The organism is Gordonia sp. ABKF26, assembly GCF_041103195.1.
GTDB lineage: Bacteria > Actinomycetota > Actinomycetes > Mycobacteriales > Mycobacteriaceae > Gordonia > Gordonia terrae.
The window spans coordinates 2,888,524-2,908,894 of the sequence record NZ_JBGCVZ010000003.1 but is presented as its reverse complement, the minus strand read 5'-3'; the positions used below and the strand labels follow the sequence as shown (position 1 = coordinate 2,908,894).

12 protein-coding genes and 3 rRNA genes are annotated in these 20,371 nt (G+C 65.5%); all 15 read right to left on the bottom strand.

Annotated elements, in window-relative coordinates; genetic code table 11:
• Nucleotides 1-63 precede the first annotated feature (63 nt).
• The gene (gene recN, locus AB4Z55_RS13380; protein ID WP_239399242.1) at nt 64-1,818 is read right to left on the bottom strand and encodes a DNA repair protein RecN; all 1,755 of its coding nucleotides are present in this window, start codon (nt 1,816-1,818) and stop codon (nt 64-66) included.
• A gap of 2 nt (nt 1,819-1,820) precedes the next feature.
• Nucleotides 1,821-2,843: an NAD kinase gene (locus AB4Z55_RS13375; RefSeq protein WP_239399244.1), complete on the bottom strand. Its 1,023-nt coding sequence runs from the start codon at nt 2,841-2,843 to the stop codon at nt 1,821-1,823.
• A gap of 76 nt (nt 2,844-2,919) precedes the next feature.
• Nucleotides 2,920-3,807, bottom strand: a complete 888-nt coding sequence (locus tag AB4Z55_RS13370; protein WP_004022222.1) for a TlyA family RNA methyltransferase — start codon at nt 3,805-3,807, stop codon at nt 2,920-2,922.
• A 43-nt stretch (nt 3,808-3,850) separates the two neighbouring features.
• Nucleotides 3,851-4,141 carry a hypothetical protein gene (locus AB4Z55_RS13365; protein WP_004022223.1) on the bottom strand — a complete coding sequence of 97 codons (291 nt, stop codon included), beginning with the start codon at nt 4,139-4,141 and terminating at the stop codon, nt 3,851-3,853.
• 11 nt (nt 4,142-4,152) lie between these two features.
• Complete coding sequence (locus AB4Z55_RS13360; RefSeq protein ID WP_369519864.1) at nt 4,153-6,189, bottom strand: HAD-IIA family hydrolase; 2,037 nt, start codon at nt 6,187-6,189, stop codon at nt 4,153-4,155.
• A gap of 38 nt (nt 6,190-6,227) precedes the next feature.
• Entirely contained in the window at nt 6,228-6,383 is a 156-nt protein-coding gene (locus AB4Z55_RS13355) for a hypothetical protein (protein ID WP_369519863.1), read from the bottom strand.
• Nucleotides 6,384-6,519: 136 nt separating this feature from the next.
• A 5S ribosomal RNA gene (gene rrf / locus AB4Z55_RS13350) occupies nt 6,520-6,636 on the bottom strand.
• Nucleotides 6,637-6,750: 114 nt separating this feature from the next.
• Nucleotides 6,751-9,884 (bottom strand): 23S ribosomal RNA (locus tag AB4Z55_RS13345).
• A gap of 430 nt (nt 9,885-10,314) precedes the next feature.
• Nucleotides 10,315-11,837, bottom strand: a 16S ribosomal RNA gene (locus AB4Z55_RS13340).
• The 16S, 23S and 5S rRNA genes sit together here, the layout of an rRNA operon.
• A gap of 447 nt (nt 11,838-12,284) precedes the next feature.
• Nucleotides 12,285-13,601 carry a tyrosine--tRNA ligase gene (tyrS, locus tag AB4Z55_RS13335; protein ID WP_101821495.1) on the bottom strand — a complete coding sequence of 439 codons (1,317 nt, stop codon included), beginning with the start codon at nt 13,599-13,601 and terminating at the stop codon, nt 12,285-12,287.
• A gap of 87 nt (nt 13,602-13,688) precedes the next feature.
• Complete coding sequence (locus AB4Z55_RS13330; RefSeq protein WP_033206417.1) at nt 13,689-13,904, bottom strand: Trm112 family protein; 216 nt, start codon at nt 13,902-13,904, stop codon at nt 13,689-13,691.
• A gap of 5 nt (nt 13,905-13,909) precedes the next feature.
• Nucleotides 13,910-16,906 carry an AMP-binding protein gene (locus AB4Z55_RS13325; RefSeq protein ID WP_101821497.1) on the bottom strand — a complete coding sequence of 999 codons (2,997 nt, stop codon included), beginning with the start codon at nt 16,904-16,906 and terminating at the stop codon, nt 13,910-13,912.
• A 94-nt stretch (nt 16,907-17,000) separates the two neighbouring features.
• A complete protein-coding gene (gene argH / locus AB4Z55_RS13320) occupies nt 17,001-18,473 on the bottom strand; it encodes an argininosuccinate lyase (RefSeq protein ID WP_004018768.1) in 1,473 nt (490 codons plus the stop codon).
• Nucleotides 18,470-19,669 (bottom strand): argininosuccinate synthase, encoded by a 1,200-nt coding sequence (locus tag AB4Z55_RS13315; protein WP_004018767.1) that lies wholly within the window; start codon nt 19,667-19,669, stop codon nt 18,470-18,472. Before AB4Z55_RS13315 ends, argH begins: the two co-directional genes overlap by 4 nt.
• A 159-nt stretch (nt 19,670-19,828) precedes the next feature.
• On the bottom strand, nt 19,829-20,335 hold the full coding sequence (locus tag AB4Z55_RS13310; RefSeq protein ID WP_004018766.1) for an arginine repressor: 507 nt from the start codon (nt 20,333-20,335) through the stop codon (nt 19,829-19,831).
• Nucleotides 20,336-20,371 lie beyond the last annotated feature (36 nt).

The following is a 20,371-nucleotide window of genomic DNA, read 5'->3' as shown; positions in this document are numbered from 1 at the left end:
GCGCGCCGTAACAGGAGCAACTTTTGTCACACACGCACCATGTGTTTCACCGCCCGTCGGCGGTCACTCGGCGGCGCGCTCCGCCTCCGCGGTCGCCAGCAGTTCCTCCGCGTGGGCGCGCCCGGTGTCGGACTCCCCCAGGCCCGCGAGCATGCGGGCCAACTCCGCGACCCGCTCGTCCCGATCGAGCGTGCGCACACTGCTGGTGACCAGCGCCCCCTTCTTGCTCTTGCCGATGACGAGGTGGTTGTCGGCGAAGGCCGCCACCTGGGGAAGGTGGGTCACCACGATGACCTGGTGGGCCCGGGCCAGCCTCGACAACCGCTTTCCGATCTCGACCGCCGCGCGGCCGCCGACGCCCGCGTCGACCTCGTCGAAGACCATCACCGATCCCGACGTCGGTGCGGCGAGCACGACTTCGAGCGCGAGCATGACCCGCGAGAGTTCGCCGCCCGACGCCGACTTCGCGATGGGCAACGGGGTGGCGCCGGGATGGGCGACGAGCGCGAACTCGACCTTGTCCGCGCCGTCGGCGCCGGCGTGCACCGAGGTGCCGCCGACCGTGACGGCCAACCGGTCATCGGGCGACGCCGGGTCCGGGTTGACCGCGACCGCCAACGCCGAGTCCCCCATCGCCAACCCCTTGAGCTCACGGGACACCTTGTCGGACATCGACTTGGCGGCCTTCGCGCGCAGCGTGTGGAGTTTCTCCGCCGCGGTCTGCACCCGGTCGCGCGCAGCCGCCGCGGCGACCTCGAGTTCCTCGATCGAGGCACGGGGGTCCTCGATCTCGGCCAGCCGCGCCTCGGCCTTGCGGCGCCAGTCGATCACCCCGTCGACGTCGGGTGCGTACTTGCGGACCAGGGTCTTCAGCTCGGCCTGACGCGCGAGCAACTTGTCGAGCTCCTCGGCGTCGGCCGGCAGGCTCGAGGTGAATGCGGTCAGTTCGGCACCGACATCGGTGATGACGGTGAGCGCTTCGGCCACGCGCGGCACGAGGTCGCGCAGGGTGTCGTCCGCCGCGGTCTCGAGAAGGGTCCGCACCGTTCCGAGACCCTCGATGACCGACGATCCCGAGTCGCCGGCGACGAGGTGGTGGGCTTGATCTGCGGCGCCGCGGATGGACTCCAGATCGGAGAGCCGACGGATGGTCGCGGTCAGCTCCTCGTCCTCGCCGGGCACCGGATCGACGGCGGCGATCTCGTCGATGCCGAACCGCAGCCGATCGGCCTCCTGCGCGAGCTCGCGGTGATTGGCGCGCCGGACATCGAGCTCGTCGAGCAACTCCACCCAGGCCGATCGGGCCTTGCGGTACGACTCGAGCGCCGCGACGGCCTTGGGTCCGGCGAAGGTGTCGAGCGCGGCCCGCTGATGTTCGGGGCGGAGGAGACGCAACTGATCGTTCTGGCCGTGAATGGCCAGGACCGCGGTGGTGAGTTGACCCATCACACCGACCGGCACCGATCGACCGCCCAGATGTGCACGAGAGCGTCCATCGGCGCTGACCGATCGGACCGCAATGACGGTGTCGTCGTCGTCGAGTTCGGCCCCGGTCGAGTCGAGGATCTCGGCAACGACCGGGTCCCGCTGCGTGGCGCCGTTGTCCGCGAGTCGAAACCGGCCCTCGACGATCGCCTTGGCCGCGCCGGTCCGGACTCGCGAAGCGTCGGCACGGGCACCCGAGAGCAGGTGCAGGCTGGTGACGATCATCGTCTTACCCGCACCGGTCTCGCCGGTCAGCACCGTGAATCCGGGATGGAAGCGCGCCTGCGCCTCCTCGATGACACCCAGACCGGTGATCGAGATCTCTTCGAGCACGCCTATGCCTGCCTCCCTCGCCATCCCGTGACCGGGAGGGCGAACTTGGTGACGAGTCGGTCGGCGAAGGGATCGGAGTCGATGCGGATCCAGCGCACCGACCGTTCGCTGCGTACGACCTCGACACGTGCGCCGGCGGGCACGTCGAGCGCGCGCCGGCCGTCGCACAGCGCCAGCGCCGACCGTCCGTTCTTGTCCACCTCCACCGCGATCCGCGATCGCGGACTGGTCACCATCGGCCGCGCGAACAGTGCATGGGCGTTGTTCGGCACGACCAGGATGGCCTCCAGATCGGGCCACATCACCGGCCCGCCCGCCGAGAAGGCGTACGCCGTCGACCCGGTCGGCGTCGACACCAGCACGCCGTCGGCGCCGAAGGCCGAGACCGGGCGGCCGTCGACCTCGGTCACGAGCTCCAGGACGCCGTTGTTGCTCGTGTTCAGTACCGCGACCTCGTTGAGGGCCCAGCTGCACGCGGTCGGCGGATCCGGGTCGGTCGGGTCGACGATGGCGATGTCGAGGGTCATCCGCGGTTCGATCCGGTAGTCCCGGGCGATCAGCTGGTTCATGACCTCGTCGACGCGGTGCGCCTCGGCCTCCGCGAGAAACCCGATGTGCCCGAGATTGATACCGAGGACCGGGACCTCGGCCGGGTAGGCCAGCTCCGCGGCCCGCAGGAAGGTGCCGTCACCTCCCAGGACGATGACGAGCTCGCAGCCCTCGGCCGAGGCGGACTCGGCCGTGGTGACCTCGACGACGGCGCCCAGCGATCGCAGGTACTCGGGATCGACCGGGACGTTCGGGGGTCGAGGCGACTCGCCCTCGTTGTTCCGGTACAGCACGTCGTGATCGGGGGCGTCGCGGTCGAGCGTGTCGTGATCGACCACGCGGAGCGCGACGTCGGCGGCCGCACAGCGTCGGGCGATCGCCTCGATGGTCTCGATGACGTTCTCGCGTCCCGTATGGGCGACCACCAAGAACTCGCGGGCACCGGGGTCGTGGTCCGGCACCGATTCGTCGGTCACTGGTGGTTCCCTCCATCGAAGTGCGGCCTGGAAAGAGTGCGGTGTCGGAGAGCGGCGACGCCACCGACCCGAGCGGTCAGCGCGGACCCGCGGCGACCGCTTGTTCGATCATGGCTCGGAGTTCGTCCGGGGACCCGGTGGTGCGATCCGCGTCGGTCGAGTCCGACCGGTCGACCCTATCGCCCTGCCCCGACTCCCCGCCTGTCCGGTGGGCCCGCTCCTTGTGCAGCCAGAGGAAGAACTCCACGTTCCCCGACGGCCCGGGCAGCGGGCTCGCGACCACGCCCCGGGTCCGTAGACCGTGGGAGGCGGCTTCGGTCGCGACCGCCAGGACCGCGTCGGCGCGCAGTTCCGGGTCGCGGACCACGCCGCCCGAACCCACCCGGTCCTTGCCGACCTCGAACTGCGGCTTGACCATCGGCAGCAGGTCGGCGCCCGGTGCGCAGCACCGGGCCAGTGCGGGGAGCACCAGCCCCAGCGAGATGAACGACAGATCCGCGACCACCAGGTCGACTTGGCCGCCGATGGCGTCGGGCTCGAGGTGTCGGACGTTGGTCCGGTCGTGGACCACGACGCGCTCGTCGTTCTGCAACCGCCAGATCAGCTGCCCGTAACCGACATCCGCGGCGACCACCTCACGGGCGCCGCGCCGGAGCAGGACATCCGTGAAGCCGCCGGTGGACGCGCCGGCGTCGAGGCAGCGACGCCCCTCGACCGTGAGACCCTCCGGCTCGAAGGCCTCGAGGGCACCGAGGAGTTTGTGCGCTCCCCGCGAGGCCCAATCGTCGCGTGGACCCTCGTCGACGACGATGGGGGTGTCGCGGGTGACGCCGGTGGCCGCCTTCGAGGCGACCGTCCCGTTCACCCGGACCGAACCGGCATCGACGAGCTCGCGCGCCTGCTCGCGCGAGCGAGCTAGGCCCCGACGGACGAGTTCGGCATCGAGCCGTGCTCTGGTGGCCACGGTCAGGACCGCGTCGCCGGCGACGCCTGGCATCCGGGCGGGGTCATCGGCGGTCGACGGCGTCGAGGGCTGCGGTCAGCGAGTCATGGGCCTGTTCGAGAAGCCCGGCCTGACGTTCGAGCGCCGCAAGCGAGAACGTGTCGCCCACCGACTCACGAATTTCGTCGACCTGCGCGAGGATCTCGGACACCTCGGCGTCCACGTCAGGCAACTCGCCCACCCCATCAGCCGTGCCGAACCCGTCGGCCACCGGATCGAACTGCCGACGTGGCATCCCACCCGGGGTGGGCCGGGACGGACCTTGGTCAGCCGGAGAGGCGCTCGGGTGATTCATCGTGCACCACGCTAGCCGACGAGTGTGACACCGAGAGATTCGAGCTTGGTCCTCGCCGCACCCTCCGCGACCACCCGCAACTCGTCCGGATCCGCCGAACCGGCATCGACGGCGGACCAGGTCGCCGCGGCGAGAGCGGGCACCAGACCGGCCTCCGCCCCGGAGCCTCCGACCCGAATGGTCGAACCGTCGATCTCGATCTCCCATCCGGGCTGGTCGGACACCCGCACGGCGTCGATGTCGACGAACAGCCCGGCGAGATCCTCGAGAACGTAGGTGGGCCGCTGCTCGGGCGGAGCAGCCAGCAGATCGTCGACGGTGCTCACACCGGTGAGGACCAGCGCGCTCTCGATACCGACGGCGTGCCCACCCTCGATGTCGGTGTCGAGCCGGTCCCCGACGACCAGCGGTGCGCTCGCACGGGCACGCGCGATCGCGTCGGCCATCAACGGGGCGGCCGGCTTGCCCGCCACCATCGGCTCTTTGCCCGTCGCGTTGCGCAGCGCGGCGACCATCGAGCCGTTCCCCACCAACAGCCCACGCTCGGACGGCAGGGTGGCGTCGACGTTCGTCGCGATCCACAGCGCGCCGGCCCGGATCGCGAGGGCGGCCTCCGACAGCTGCGCCCACCCGGTGTCCGGCGAGTGCCCCTGGATCACCGCGGCGGGCCGATCATCGGCACTCCGCGTGACACCGACGCCGACCTCTCGGACCTCCTGCGCCAGGCCGTCGGTACCGATCACCAGGGCGCGCGAGCCCGGTTCGAGATGTTCCGACAGCAGTCGGGCGCCCGACTGCGCGCTCGTCACGACAAGGTCGTCGGTCGCCTCGAACCCGAGTTCGCGCAGATGAGCGGCCACCTCGGACGGGCGCCGGCTCGCGTTGTTGGTCACGAAGAAGCGCGGTATCGCCAGGCGCGCGAGTGCGTCGAGGGCATTGGGCAACGCACGGTGCCCGGCGAACACGGTGCCGTCCAGATCGAGGAGAAGTGCATCGTGACGATCGACGAGCGCGACGACACCGCCGTTGTCCTCCGCAACGGACTCGTCCGAGGTCGATGGTGCGTCGGCGTCTTCCACTGTGGTCAGCGGATTCGGCACGCCTGCCACGATCGTCGACTCGGTGACCACCTCGTCGGTGGACACGGCTTCCGCTTCCGCATCGACCACAGAGGTGGCGTCCTCCTCGTCCTCGTCCACGTGCACTGCGCTCTCGGGCGGAGTCGAGGTCTGCGACAGATCGGCGGTTCCCGCAACGGTGTCGATCTCACGAGGGAGCGTCTCGGCTTCCGGAATGCTCGTCGCCGCGTCGACAGATGACTCACCGGCCGACACGGGCGCCGCGACGTCCGAAGTGGGTGCCGCATCCGGTTCGACGCCGGAGACGGAGACAGGCCGGGCGTCGATGTCGGCAGCGACGCCGTTCATCGACACGCTCTCGCCCGGCACATCGTCGTTGGCCAGCTCGGTGAGACGGAACTCGGCGTCGGTCACGTCGTCGACGTCGGCAGCAGCAGCATTCATGAACCAGGTGATCGCGTCGTCCCGGCGGCCGGCCGCCTCGAGTGCCGACGCATACGCATAGAAGAGCCGAGCCGGGCCCGTACCGAGCTGCCCCGGTGTGAGATTCTCGGCCTGGAGCGTGACGACGGCCTTCTCGGGTTCGCCCAGATCCATTCGGGCGCCCGCTTCGACGATCCGCATCTCCGTGGCGTCTTCGCCGGTCAGCGAGCGTCCCTCGTCACCACGGGCGATCTCGACCGCCCGCTCTGGCCGCCCGAGACCGCGCTCGCAATCCGCGATGAGCGGAAGCAGAGCAGGGTTGCCGGTGATGCGCTTGGCCGCTCGCAGCTCGGTCGCCGACTCCTGCCACTCCCCTGCGTTGTACGCCGCGATGCCAACGGTCTCGCGGACGACGCCGACTCGAGATGCGCGGGCGCGAGCTGCGCGTGCGTGCTCCAGCGCCTGCGCGGGATCCTCGAGCAGAATGCGCGACACCATCACCAGGTGCCGCGCGACGATCTCCGCATTGGCCTTGTCGAGTGTCAACAGATCACGCCGCACCTCGGGATCGAGGTCGGATGCTGCTACGTCATCGGGCAGCGGAGGTCCGGGCTGCCGGCTGCCACGATCAGACCCCCGGTCACGCCCCGGACGATCGGGACGGCCGCCACGGCCGCCGTCGCGTTGTCCGCGGGTGTCCCGCTGACCGCGCCCTTCGCGACGCGGACGATCACGATCATTCATAGCTGCCAATCTATGCTCTCGAACCTTGCTGGGAAGAGCCGACCGCCGATGACACCGGCGCGGCTGACACACGAGAAAGACCCCGTATCCGACGAAAAGATTTCATCGAATACGGGGCCTTTCTGAAATTGTGTTCGGCGGTGTCCTACTCTCCCACACTGATTAGGGTGCAGTACCATTGGCGCTGGAGGGCTTAGCTTCCGGGTTCGGAATGGGGCCGGGCGTTTCCCCTCCGCTATAGCCGCCGTAACTTTGTGAAACACTTTTTCACACAACAGTGTTTGTTTGTTGTGTGTTGTTTCAGAAGTACATAGTGGATGCGAACACCACCACAGTCACTTGCGTGGTGATGTTGTGGGTGTTGTTGGTAAGTCCTCGGCCGATTAGTACCAGTCACCTGAACACATTGCTGTGCGTACAGTTCTGGCCTATCAACCCCATGGTCTGTAGGGGGCCTTAACCCCGCTGAGGGGGTGAGAAACCTCATCTTGGAACAGGCTTCCCGCTTAGATGCTTTCAGCGGTTATCCCTTCCGAACGTAGCTAACCAGCAGTGCCCCTGGCGGAACAACTGGCACACCAGAGGTTCGTCCGTCCCGGTCCTCTCGTACTAGGGACAGGTTTCCTCAAGTTTCTTACGCGCGCGGCGGATAGAGACCGAACTGTCTCACGACGTTCTAAACCCAGCTCGCGTGCCGCTTTAATGGGCGAACAGCCCAACCCTTGGGACCTACTCCAGCCCCAGGATGCGACGAGCCGACATCGAGGTGCCAAACCATCCCGTCGATATGGACTCTTGGGGAAGATCAGCCTGTTATCCCCGGGGTACCTTTTATCCGTTGAGCGACACCGCTTCCACTTGCCGGTGCCGGATCACTAGTCCCGACTTTCGTCCCTGCTCGACATGTACGTCTCACAGTCAAGCTCCCTTGTGCACTTACACTCAACACCTGATTGCCAACCAGGCTGAGGGAACCTTTGGGCGCCTCCGTTACCTTTTAGGAGGCAACCGCCCCAGTTAAACTACCCACCAGGCACTGTCCCTGAACCCGATCAGGGTCCGAGGTTAGAAGTCCAATACGATCAGAGTGGTATTTCAACAACGACTCCATGAACACTGGCGTGCCCACTTCACAGTCTCCCACCTATCCTACACAAACCGAACCGAACACCAATACCAAGCTATAGTGAAGGTCCCGGGGTCTTTTCGTCCTGCCGCGCGTAACGAGCATCTTTACTCGTACTGCAATTTCGCCGAGTCTGTGGTTGAGACAGCAGAGAAGTCGTTACGCCATTCGTGCAGGTCGGAACTTACCCGACAAGGAATTTCGCTACCTTAGGATGGTTATAGTTACCACCGCCGTTTACTGGGGCTTAAATTCTCAGCTTCGCCACCGAAATGACTAACCGGTCCTCTTAACCTTCCAGCACCGGGCAGGCGTCAGTCCGTATACATCGTCTTACGACTTCGCACGGACCTGTGTTTTTAGTAAACAGTCGCTTCTCTCTGGTCTCTGCGACCCACACCAGCTCAAGCAGTACATGCCGTCACCAGGATGGGTCCCCCTTCTCCCGAAGTTACGGGGGCATTTTGCCGAGTTCCTTAACCACAGTTCTCTCGATCGCCTTAGTATTCTCTACCTGACCACCTGTGTTGGTTTGGGGTACGGGCCGTGTACCAACTCACTAGAGGCTTTTCTCGGCAGCATAGGATCATGGAATTCACCTCAACGGCTACGCATCACCTCTCAGGCTGCATGAGTGACGGATTTGCCTATCACTCGCCCTACAGGCTTACACCAGTACAACCACTGACTGGCCCCACTACCTTCCTGCGTCACCCCATCGCTTGCCTACTACCAGCCAAGGTCCCATGCATCACCCCAACTCGGCACCCGAAGGTGCTCCCGGGGGATCAGGATGGTTAGTACAACTGATTCAGCATGGGCGCGGATACACGGGTACGGGAATATCAACCCGTTGTCCATCGACTACGCCTGTCGGCCTCGCCTTAGGTCCCGACTCACCCTGGGCGGATTAGCCTGGCCCAGGAACCCTTGGTCATTCGGCGGCAGAGTTTCTCACTCTGCTTTCGCTACTCATGCCTGCATTCTCACTCCCACACCCTCCACACCTGGATCACTCCGGCGCTTCCACGGATGCAGGACGCTCCCCTACCCACCCACACACCTGGCCGACCCTCCGTAGAAGATCGACGGGCTATATGTGAGTGCCGCGGCTTCGGCGGTGTACTTGAGCCCCGCTACATTGTCGGCGCAGGATCACTTGACCAGTGAGCTATTACGCACTCTTTCAAGGGTGGCTGCTTCTAAGCCAACCTCCTGGTTGTCTTCGCGACCCCACATCCTTTTCCACTTAGTACACGCTTAGGGGCCTTAGCCGGCGATCTGGGCTGTTTCCCTCTCGACTACGAACCTTATCGCCCGCAGTCTCACTGCCACACTCTCACTTACCGGCATTCGGAGTTTGGCTGACGTCAGTAACCCTGTGGGGCCCATCGGCCATCCAGTAGCTCTACCTCCAGTAAGAAACATGTGACGCTGCACCTAAATGCATTTCGGGGAGAACCAGCTATCACGGAGTTTGATTGGCCTTTCACCCCTACCCACAACTCATCCCCTCCATTTTCAACTGAAGTGGGTTCGGGCCTCCACGACGTCTTACCGACGCTTCACCCTGGCCATGGGTAGATCACTCCGCTTCGGGTCTAGACCCGGCGACTCAAACGCCCTATTCAGACTCGCTTTCGCTACGGCTACCCCACACGGGTTAACCTCGCCACCGAGCACTAACTCGCAGGCTCATTCTTCAAAAGGCACGCCATCACCCGCAGCCACAAGGACTCACAGGCTTTGACGGATTGTAAGCGTCCGGTTTCAGGTACTATTTCACTCCCCTCCCGGGGTACTTTTCACCTTTCCCTCACGGTACTTGTCCGCTATCGGTCACCAGGAAGTATTCAGGCTTACCGGGTGGTCCCGGCAGATTCACAGCAGATTCCACGAGCCCGCTGCTACTTGGGGACACCGTCACGCAAGACCATGTGTTTTCAGCTACCGGACTCTCACCGACTACGGCAGACCATTCCAGGCCACTTCACCTAACACATGATTTTCTCACTCACGCTTCCACAGGCAGATGGAAGAAGACGAACCCCACAACCCCACACGCACAACCCCTACCCGGTATCACATGCGCATGGTTTAGCCTCCTCCGCTTTCGCTCGCCACTACTCACGGAATCACAATTGTTTTCTCTTCCTATGGGTACTGAGATGTTTCACTTCCCCACGTTCCCCCCACACAGCCTATACATTCAGCTGGTGGTAACACGACATCACTCGTGCTGGGTTTCCCCATTCGGACACCCTCGGATCACAGCTCGTTTGACAACTCCCCGAGGACTATCGCGGCCTACCACGTCCTTCATCGGCTCCTGGTACCAAGGCATCCACCGAACGCCCTTACACACTTACAACAACACCTACAAACAACCCCCACAACCACAACCCCACAACAGGGCCGCACCGCGAGGACCGAATGTAGACATCACACACTACAAATTCTGCTAAATCACAGACCAACAAAAAGTTGATTTGAAATAAAGATGCTCGCATCCACTATGCACTTCTCAAACAACACACACCGATCACCCCTTCGCCGCTCCACACCCCATCACAGGGTGGCTCAGCACGACGTCACAGTGATCAGCTCAGAGAAAACGTGTGTTCTCTCAGAACCCCGATAGTGTGTTGGGAGCAGCAAGCCGGTCGCCCGGAAAGCTCACCACCAGCGCCTGCCCATATGAGGCCGGCACCTTGCGTGGCGTGTTTGATGTTTCACCCTCGAACACACACGCGCCGCAGAACAAATGCCTGCTGAAACACGTGTTGTTGTGTGCTCCTTAGAAAGGAGGTGATCCAGCCGCACCTTCCGGTACGGCTACCTTGTTACGACTTCGTCCCAATCGCCGATCCCACCTTCGACAGCTCCCTCCCACAAGGGGTTAGGCCACCGGCTTCGGGTGTTACCGACTTTCATGACGTGACGGGCGGTGTGTACAAGGCCCGGGAACGTATTCACCGCAGCGTTGCTGATCTGCGATTACTAGCGACTCCGACTTCATGGGGTCGAGTTGCAGACCCCAATCCGAACTGAGACTGGCTTTAAGGGATTCGCTCCACCTCACGGTATCGCAGCCCTCTGTACCAGCCATTGTAGCATGTGTGAAGCCCTGGACATAAGGGGCATGATGACTTGACGTCATCCCCACCTTCCTCCGAGTTGACCCCGGCAGTCTCCTGCAAGTCCCCGGCATAACCCGCTGGCAATACAGGACAAGGGTTGCGCTCGTTGCGGGACTTAACCCAACATCTCACGACACGAGCTGACGACAGCCATGCACCACCTGTACACCAACCACAAGGGAACGACTATCTCTAGCCGCGTCTGGTGTATGTCAAACCCAGGTAAGGTTCTTCGCGTTGCATCGAATTAATCCACATGCTCCGCCGCTTGTGCGGGCCCCCGTCAATTCCTTTGAGTTTTAGCCTTGCGGCCGTACTCCCCAGGCGGGGTACTTAATGCGTTAGCTACGGCACGGATCCCGTGAAAAGGAACCCACACCTAGTACCCACCGTTTACGGCGTGGACTACCAGGGTATCTAATCCTGTTCGCTACCCACGCTTTCGCTCCTCAGCGTCAGTTACTACCCAGAGACCCGCCTTCGCCACCGGTGTTCCTCCTGATATCTGCGCATTTCACCGCTACACCAGGAATTCCAGTCTCCCCTGTAGTACTCAAGTCTGCCCGTATCGCCTGCACGCCTGCAATTGAGTTGCAGAATTTCACAGACGACGCGACAAACCGCCTACGAGCTCTTTACGCCCAGTAATTCCGGACAACGCTCGCACCCTACGTATTACCGCGGCTGCTGGCACGTAGTTGGCCGGTGCTTCTTCTCCAGGTACCGTCACTCACGCTTCGTCCCTGGTGAAAGAGGTTTACAACCCGAAGGCCGTCATCCCTCACGCGGCGTCGCTGCATCAGGCTTGCGCCCATTGTGCAATATTCCCCACTGCTGCCTCCCGTAGGAGTCTGGGCCGTGTCTCAGTCCCAGTGTGGCCGATCACCCTCTCAGGTCGGCTACCCGTCGTCGCCTTGGTAGGCCATTACCCCACCAACAAGCTGATAGGCCGCGGGCCCATCCCACACCGCAAAAGCTTTCCACCAACCACCATGCGACAGTTGGTCATATCCGGTATTAGACCCAGTTTCCCAGGCTTATCCCAGAGTGCAGGGCAGATCACCCACGTGTTACTCACCCGTTCGCCACTCGAGTACCCAGCAAGCTGGGCCTTTCCGTTCGACTTGCATGTGTTAAGCACGCCGCCAGCGTTCGTCCTGAGCCAGGATCAAACTCTCCATGAAAAAATGCAGAAACCAAACCGACCCGAAAGCCGACGTTTCAACACAAATGTTTCAACCAGGAAAGCAAAACCTGACCAAATAGTCCTCAAAAAAACTGGCATCAAAAAATAAACTCATCAGCGTCTCGCGACTTCGAGGTCGCGGACACATCATCCAAGCAAACCATCTGACACCAAAAATATGGCATCAAACAATCCACCAACACACTATCGAGTTCTCAAAGAACACACACCCGTCGGACGTCTTCGATGTGAAGCCGGCTCCGACGAGCTTCCCAGAGCGTGATGAATACACACGCTCTTGTTCTCGGGAGTGGCCCCGCACAGGCCGCCCGAGCGAATGGCTCGGGCACTTTTACTTCCCCGGGGCTTGCGGCTCCGGGGGAGTTGCTCTCTGCGGTGCGTCGATTAAGTTACACAGGCGCGAACAACGCGTCAAATCGCCTGGTCAGCGGCCTAGTTTGGCGCCGGCGAAACTCTTCTTGCCGCGACGGACCACCAACCACCGGCCATGGAGCAGGTCGGCATCGGCCGGCTGCCACTCCGGGTCGGAGATCTTGGTGTTGTTCACGTACGCGCCACCCTCCGACACGGCACGACGAGCGGCCTTGTTGCTCTCCGACAGCTTCGTGTCGACGAGCAGTTCGATGATGGTCGGCCGGCGATCGGGGTAGTCGGCGACCGAGGTCTCGCCGAGTGCGGCCGCGAGGGTCGCCTCGTCGAGCTCGTCGAGCTCCGCCCGGCCGAACAGTGCCTGGCTGGCCAACTCGACCGCGTCGGTGTTGGCCTTGCCGTGGATGAGGGTCGTCATCTCGGCGGCGAGGCGGCGCTGCGCCAGGCGCAGGTGCGGGGTCTCGACGGTCGCGCGCTCGAGTTCCTCGATCTCGTCCCGTCCGAGGAATGTGAACCACCGCAGGTAGCGGACGACATCGGCGTCTGCGGTGTTCACGAAGTACTGGTACCAGGAGTAGGGACTCGTCAGCTCCGGGTCGAGCCACAGACTGCCGCCGCCGGTGGACTTGCCGAACTTCTTGCCGTCCGAGGACGTGACGAGAGGAACGGTCAACGCGTGCAGCGCCGAGCCGTCGAGGCGTCGGGCCAGGTCGACCCCGCCGACGATGTTCCCCCACTGATCGGAGCCACCGATCTGGAGCGTGCATCCGTACCGGCGATGGAGCTCGACGAAGTCGTTCGACTGCAGGAGCAGGTAACTGAACTCGGCGTAGCTCATGCCGTCGGCGTCGAGACGACGCTTCACCGTGTCTCGGGCGAGCATCACGTTCACCGAGAAGTGCTTGCCCAGATCGCGCAGGAACTCGATCGCCGACAGCTGACCGGTCCAGTCGAGGTTGTTGACCACCACCGCACCTGTCGGGGAGTCGGCGATGTCGACGAATCGTCGGAGCTGCGCGTCGATGCGTCCGGCCCACTCGGCGACGGTGTCGGCCGAGTTCATCGTCCGCTCCCCCACGTCACGGGGGTCACCGATCAGACCGGTGGCTCCACCGGCGAGGACGATCGGACGATGGCCGGCGAGCTGGAACCGCTTGAGGGTCAACAGCGGTACGAGGTGTCCGGCGTGCAGACTCGCCGCTGTCGGATCGAACCCCGCGTACAGGGTGACCGGCCCGGTCGAGAGGGCATCACCCAGGGCAGCCAGATCGGTGGACTGAGCGATCAGCCCACGCCAGTGCAGCTCGTCGAGGATGTCGACGGTTGCGGGAACGGCGGTCGGCTCGGGGGTCTCGACGTTGTCAGCACTCACCCCTCGATCTTGTCATCCGACGAGATCGGGTCGCGGGTGAGGTGAGGCGCGCCGGAGCCCGGCACCCGGACCCGACCGACGATCGGACTACTTCGAGGAGACGATGCGCTCGTGCTCGGCGTCGTCGACCGCCCGCGCCTCGTCGACCAGCATCACCGGGATGCCGTCGGAGTCGATGCGGTACGCGACATGCAGCCGCGGGTTGTAGAGCTCGTCGCCGGCGTCGATCAGCGGACCGTGGTCCTGCGGGCAGGCCAGGCGTTCGCGCACGATCGGGTCGATGGCCTCAGCGCGTGTCGTCACCCCGATCACCCTAGGGCATCGCTCGTCCGGGAGCCGGTCCAGTCCAGCTTCTCCGCCACGGTCCGGGTGTACCTGCGGTAGCGGCCGTCATCGTCCCGGTACCAGACGCGCGCGCCGGGTTTCGGCAGTCCCTCCTCCACCAGGCCGGTGCTCAGCGGTCGGAAGGACGCCGACTTCGGGATCTCCTCGACGACGTGGATCAGGTGCGGTCGGGCGTCGGCTCGATACTCCCCCAGCGCGATCCGCAGTTGGCTGACCGTCAGCGAGTCCGGTTTGACTCCGGGCCGAAGGGTCATCGCGGCGACGACGACCTGGTGTCCGGGTTCGCCGACGCCGTACACGACGACCTGGTCGACACTCTTGAGCCGCGAGAGCGCGTGCGTGAGGGGCGGGATGAACACCGGCCCGTCGGCGGTTCGCAGCACGCGGTCGGTCGCCCCGAGGAAGTACAGGTCGCCGTCGGCGTCCCGGACGAACAGGTGTCCCGACACCTCCCACCGGTCCCGCGTCGTGAAGACGTCGCGAAGGACCGTCCCGTTGGTGTCGAACTTGTGCTTCGCCTTGGCCAGGAGCAGACCGGGCTCCCCCGTCTCGGCACGCCGGACGAAGCCGGAGTCGTCGATGAGCAACCGGTCGCCGACGATGTCGTAGGCCGCGACCTCGACGGGATTGGTCTCCGGCAGCGGCCGGCCGACGGAGGAGAGTTTGTCCCCGGACACGTTCGCGAGGATCGCCGAACCGTCGGCGGTGGCGAAGAACTCGAGGATGCGCGCGCGAGGGAAGCTGGCGCACACGTCCTCCCACAGTCCCGCCGACATGCCGGAGCCCATGAACAACCGGATCGGGTTGTGCTGGTTGATGTGGAAGTCGGGGTCGCGCACGATGCCGCTGAGCATCGACCACGTGTAGGACACGACGGTGATCCCGTAGCGCTGCACCTCCACCGCGAAGTTCGCGGGATCGATGCCGTTGGACAGCGCGATGCGTGAGCGCCCGACGACCGTCGCGCCCAGCGTCGTGAGCAGTCCCGACGCATGGTGCAGCGGAGGCAGGCAGTACACGGTGTCGCGGTCGGTGAGCGCCGCCGCCGACGCCGCGCCGAAGGCCGACATCGCGAACCGGTGGTTGGTCACCGGCCAGGGGACGAGTTTGCCGTACGCACGGCTGAACAGGATGAATGCGAGATCTCCCGCGAGCCCGGGATCGGGTCGGTACCAGGTCGGCATGACGACCTCGTCGGGGTCGATGCGCTCCATGTCGACGATAGATGTCCCGTCGGCGCCGTCGATCGCACGGGAATCGCCACTCCCCCCGCCGAGCACCAGCACCCGGTCCGAGGCGGCGGTCGCGAGGTCGAGGTTGGTGGGATCGGTGACGATCACCGAACTGTCGGCGAGCCGCATCATCTCGCGGACGTCGGCATCCGCGGCGAGCAGCACCGCCACCGCCCCCAGGCGGGAGAGCGCGGCGATGACGACCAGGGCGCTGGGCCGGGTGTCCATCAGCACACCGATGTGCTGGCCCGGACGGATGCAGCAGTCGACGAGGCCGGCGACCACGTTGTCGATGCGTGCGTTCACCTGGGCGTGGGTGAGCACGCGGTTCTCGAAGAGGAACAGCTCGCTGTCGCCGCCGCGTTTGGTGTTCTCGGCCATCAGTTTCGAGAGGGAGATGCGCGTCCCGCTCTGGATCTGTCCGAGGCGGAACAGTCGTGGCACGGTCCGCACCGATTCCGACGCCACCGCCCGCGAGGTCCGTTGCAGGGAGTTGGCCAGACCGAGCAGTTCGCGCGACGCAGCGGTGCCGGCGTCGGCCACCGAGCCCACTCCGTGCGTGATGCGCGAGGACAGACTGACCCCGCCGCCGTGGCCCGGTTCGACGAGCGACATCTCGGTGATGAGCTCGGGGCGCGGACCGTTGTCGGAGAGCCAGTTCACCCAGTCGGAGGTCGTCGGCCAGGTGTGCTCGCCGGCCGCGCTGCCGACCACGAGTCCGAAATGTCCGACCGGGAGCGCGGATTCGAAGACCTCGGCGTCGGGCGCGGCCCTGACTATCCCGCGCACCGCCGCGGGTTGGCCGATGTCGTCGGCATCGCCGACGAACGCGAGGACCGGGCAGGTGATCTCGGCGAGCGAGACGAGGTCGCCGTTGATCACGAAGCCCCCGGACACCATCCGGTTGTGCGCCACGAACTGCCGCAGCAGCTCGGCGATCGCCGGGCCCGACCAGGCGACCCAGCCGTCGGCTTCGAGGAAGCGGCGCTGGTCCTCACGTGGCAGGAGTGCCTCGCGGTCGTGTAGTCGACGGAGGAAGTCGATCCGGCTGCGCACCGTCTTCACCGGGTCGAGTAGCTGAAAGCCGGTGCGCGCCATCCAATCCCGCACCCAGAGATTGCGTGAGAAAGCCTTGTCCGCCAGGAATTCGGCCGCCGGCGCCACCAGGCCGGCGGGCAGCCCCAGGGGCAGCGCGGCGAGCACGTCCACCGGGCTGCCGAAGGTGATCAGACTCGCGATCCCCTTGGATCGGCGATACGCCGCGGTCTGGTACGCGAACATGCCGCCCTGGGAGTAACCGGCCAGGTGGATGTCGCGCCCGGTGGCCTCGACGATCAGGTCGATCGCCCGGCTGATGGCGACCACGTGGTCGGCGAGGTTCCGCTCCATCCCCCCTTCTTCGGAGTCCGGCGATCCGAAGTCGACGACCCACGGCGTGATGCCGTTGCGGTGCAGGATGGAAACCGCACCGTTGTGTTCGGTCACGTCATAGACGTTGGCCGACACCATCATCGGCGGCACCAGAACGATGTTGGGGCCGGTCGACGGATCGTTCGGGAAATACCGGCGCAGCCGGAACATCTTGTGCGTCTCGACCACCGCGAACGGCGCCGGCTCGGTACCTGTCTCCAGTCCGCCGAACCGCAACACCTCGAGGCCGTTCTGCGCGGTGGCCAACACCCTGCCGACCACCCCCGCGATATCGGGGCCCCCGTCCCACACCGCCATCGTGTCGATCCTCCAGTCGTCGGTGTCCCGGTCTCACCCGCGTGTCGAACACACAGCGTCGGTGACACAGGTCACTGTACTCAGTCGTACCGGATCAGCGTCGCCCGCCGGGCCCAGCAGTCCAACGAGTCCGCAGATCGTTGGTCGCAGCCGTCACCACCTTGATCTGTCGCTGCACCTGCTCGGGCGCGGTACCGCCGTGCGCGCTGCGCGATTCGACCGAACCGCGCACCGTCAGGACCTCGCGCACGGCCGCTGTCAGCGCGGGATGCACACCGGCCAGCGTCGCGTCGTCGAGCTCGTCCAGGCCGACGCCGCGTGATTCCGCCTCGCGGACACAGGCGCCCGCGGCCTCGTGGGCGACGCGGAACGGCACGCCCTGCCGGACCATCCACTCGGCGATGTCGGTGGCCAGGGTGAAGCCCGCCGGAGCGAGTTCGGCCATGCGGTCGGTGTGGAACTCCAGCGTCGAGACCAGTCCGGTCACCGCCGGCAGCAACAGCTCCAGCTGGGCGACCGCGTCGAAGACCGGTTCCTTGTCCTCTTGGAGGTCGCGGTTGTAGGCCAGCGGTTGTGCCTTGAGTGTCGCGAGCAACCCGGTCAGGTCACCGATGAGCCGCCCGGCCTTGCCGCGCATCAGCTCGGCGACGTCCGGGTTCTTCTTCTGCGGCATGATCGAGCTGCCGGTGGACCACGCGTCGGCGAGCGTCACATAGCCGAACTCCGGTGTGCTCCAGATGATCACCTCTTCAGACAACCGGGAGAGGTCCACCGCGATCATCGCGAACACGAACGCGGCCTCGGCGGCGAAGTCACGCGCCGAGGTGGCGTCGATCGAGTTCTCGGCGGGCGCGTCGAAACCGAGGTCGGCCGCGATCGCCGCCGGATCCAGCCCGAGCGACGAGCCGGCGAGTGCACCGGAACCGTACGGCGACACCGCTGTTCGACGATCAGCGTCGGCGAGCCGATCGATGTCGCGCAGCAACGGCTGTGCATGTGCCAGCAGATGATGCCCCAGCAGGACCGGTTGCGCCGCCTGCAGATGGGTCTTGCCCGGCATGATCGCGTCCGGATGGGCGGCCGCCTGCGCGGTCAGCGCCTCGACGACGTCGAGCACCCCGAGCGCCACCCGACGCATCGCGGCGCGCAGCCACATCCGGAACAGGGTCGCGACCTGATCGTTGCGCGACCGTCCGGCGCGTAGCCGGCCACCGAGTTCGGGTCCGACCCGCTCGATCAGCCCGCGTTCGAGGGCGCCGTGGACGTCCTCGTCGGACTCGGCCGGTCCGAAACTGCCGTCCGCGACATCGGCGGCGAGACGATCGAGACCGTCGATCATCCCGGTGAGGTCGTCAGCCGTGAGCAGCCCGGCCTTGTTCAGGACGCGGGCGTGCGCCTTCGACGCCTCGATGTCGAACGGGGCCAACGCCCAGTCGAAGTGGGTCGACTTGCTGAGCGCGGCCATCGCCTCGGCCGGGCCACCGGCGAAACGACCACCCCAGAGCGAACCCTGGTTGGTCGTCCCACCCGTCTCCGGGCCGCTACCGCCGCCGGTGCCCGCACTCACAGATTCAGGTCCCGCTTCGCGGCGATCTTCGACGACAGGCCGTGCAGCTCGACGAAGCCGCGCGCGGCGGACTGATCGAAGGTGTCGCCCTCGTCGTAGGTGGCGAGGTTGAAGTCGTAGAGCGACTCGGAGCTGCGGCGACCGGTGGCGGCGATGGTGCCGCCGTGCAGGGTCAGCCGGATCTCGCCCGTCACGTGCTCCTGCGTCGAGGCGACGAAGGAGTCCAGCGACCGCTTCAGCGGCGAGAACCACAGACCGTCGTACACCAGCTCGGCCCACTTCTGGTCGGTGCCGCGCTTGTAGCGCCCCAGCTCGCGCTCGAGGGTCACGTGTTCGAGCTCCTCGTGCGCGCGGATGAGGACCATGGCGCCGGGAGCCTCGTACACCTCACGGCTCTTGATGCCCACGAGCCGATCCTCGACGACGTCGAGTCGTCCGACACCCTGCGCACCCGCGCGTCGGTTGAGTTCCTGGATGGCCTCGAGCACGCTCACCGGACGTCCGTCGATGCTGACCGGGCGGCCCTTGTCGAAGCCGATGATGACCTCGTCGGGGGAATTCCAGTTGACGGTCGGATCCTCGGTGTAGTCGTAGACGTCCTTGGTGGGAGCGTTCCACAGATCCTCGAGGAAGCCGGTCTCCACCGCACGACCCCACACGTTCTGGTCGATGGAGAAGGGCGACTTCTTGGTCACGTTGATCGGGATGTCGTTCTCGCCGGCGAAGGCGATGGCCTTCTCGCGGGTCCACGCGTAGTCGCGGACCGGGGCGAGTACCTGCAGATCCGGTGCGAGAGTGGCGAACCCGACCTCGAAGCGGACCTGGTCGTTGCCCTTGCCGGTGCATCCGTGGGCCACGACGGTGCCGCCGTGATCGCGGGCCGCGGTGACGAGGTGCTTGGCGATCAGCGGCCGGGACAGTGCCGAGACGAGCGGGTACCGGTCCATGTAGAGCGCGTTCGAGGTGATCGCGCCGAGGCAGTACTCATCGGCGAACTCGTCGCGGGCGTCGACCACGACGGCCTCGACCGCGCCGCAGTCCAGTGCGCGCTGCCGGATGACCTCCATGTCCTCGCCGCCCTGACCGAGGTCCAGGGCCACGGCGACGACCTCTTTGCCGGTCTCCTTCTGGATCCAGCTGATCGCGACCGAGGTGTCCAGGCCGCCCGAGTATGCGAGTACGACACGTTCTGCCATGAGGTGAAGCTCCTGTTCTGCGCGTTGACCGAGTCCATCATCGGCCCCGGTGTTCCGGCGACACCGTCCGGGTACCGATTGGCGGTGTCGCGGCTGTTCGTTTGGTGTGGTGTGTCTGTTCTGTGCTGGTCGGCTGGTTCGGTTCAGGTCCGGGCGCGGCTACACGAGTCCCTCGATCCGCCGCGCGAGCCCGGCGCCGTCGAGCGGTTCGCGAGCCACCACGAAGATCGTGTCGTCCCCGGCGATCGTCCCGACGACGTCGGGCAGGCGTGCCCGGTCGAGCGCGGCCGCGAGGTAGTGCGCGGCGCCCGGAGGCGTGCGCAGCACCGCGAGGTTGCCGCTGCTGTCGGTCGACACCAGGAGGTCGGAGACCAGCCTGCCGAGTCGGTCGGTACCGCCGGACACCCCGCGGACGGGCGAACCGTCCTCGGGAACGACGTACACGCCCGCCCCGCCGTCTGCCGCGCGCAGCTTCACCGCGCCGAGCTCGTCGAGGTCGCGCGACAGGGTGGCCTGCGTGGCGTCGACGCCCTCCTCGGCGAGCAGCCGCTGCAGTTCGGACTGGCTGCGGACCTGATGCGTGGACAGGATCTCGATGATCCGCGCATGGCGTCCCGCCCGGGTGGCGGCCAGCCGGCTCTCCGAGGGCTCGGCCCCGGCGGTCATCGTGGATTCCCGGTCATGACGAACTCCTGCTCACTG

Excerpts from the sequence above, each read along its gene's own strand:
- AB4Z55_RS13355 (WP_369519863.1), bottom strand. The coding sequence starts at position 6,383 with ATGATCGTGATCGTCCGCGTCGCGAAGGGCGCGGTCAGCGGGACACCC.
- AB4Z55_RS13310 (WP_004018766.1), bottom strand. The coding sequence starts at position 20,335 with ATGACCGCCGGGGCCGAGCCCTCGGAGAGCCGGCTGGCCGCCACCCGG.
- AB4Z55_RS13365 (WP_004022223.1), bottom strand. The coding sequence starts at position 4,141 with ATGAATCACCCGAGCGCCTCTCCGGCTGACCAAGGTCCGTCCCGGCCC.
- AB4Z55_RS13315 (WP_004018767.1), bottom strand. The coding sequence starts at position 19,669 with ATGGCAGAACGTGTCGTACTCGCATACTCGGGCGGCCTGGACACCTCG.
- AB4Z55_RS13325 (WP_101821497.1), bottom strand. The coding sequence starts at position 16,906 with ATGGCGGTGTGGGACGGGGGCCCCGATATCGCGGGGGTGGTCGGCAGG.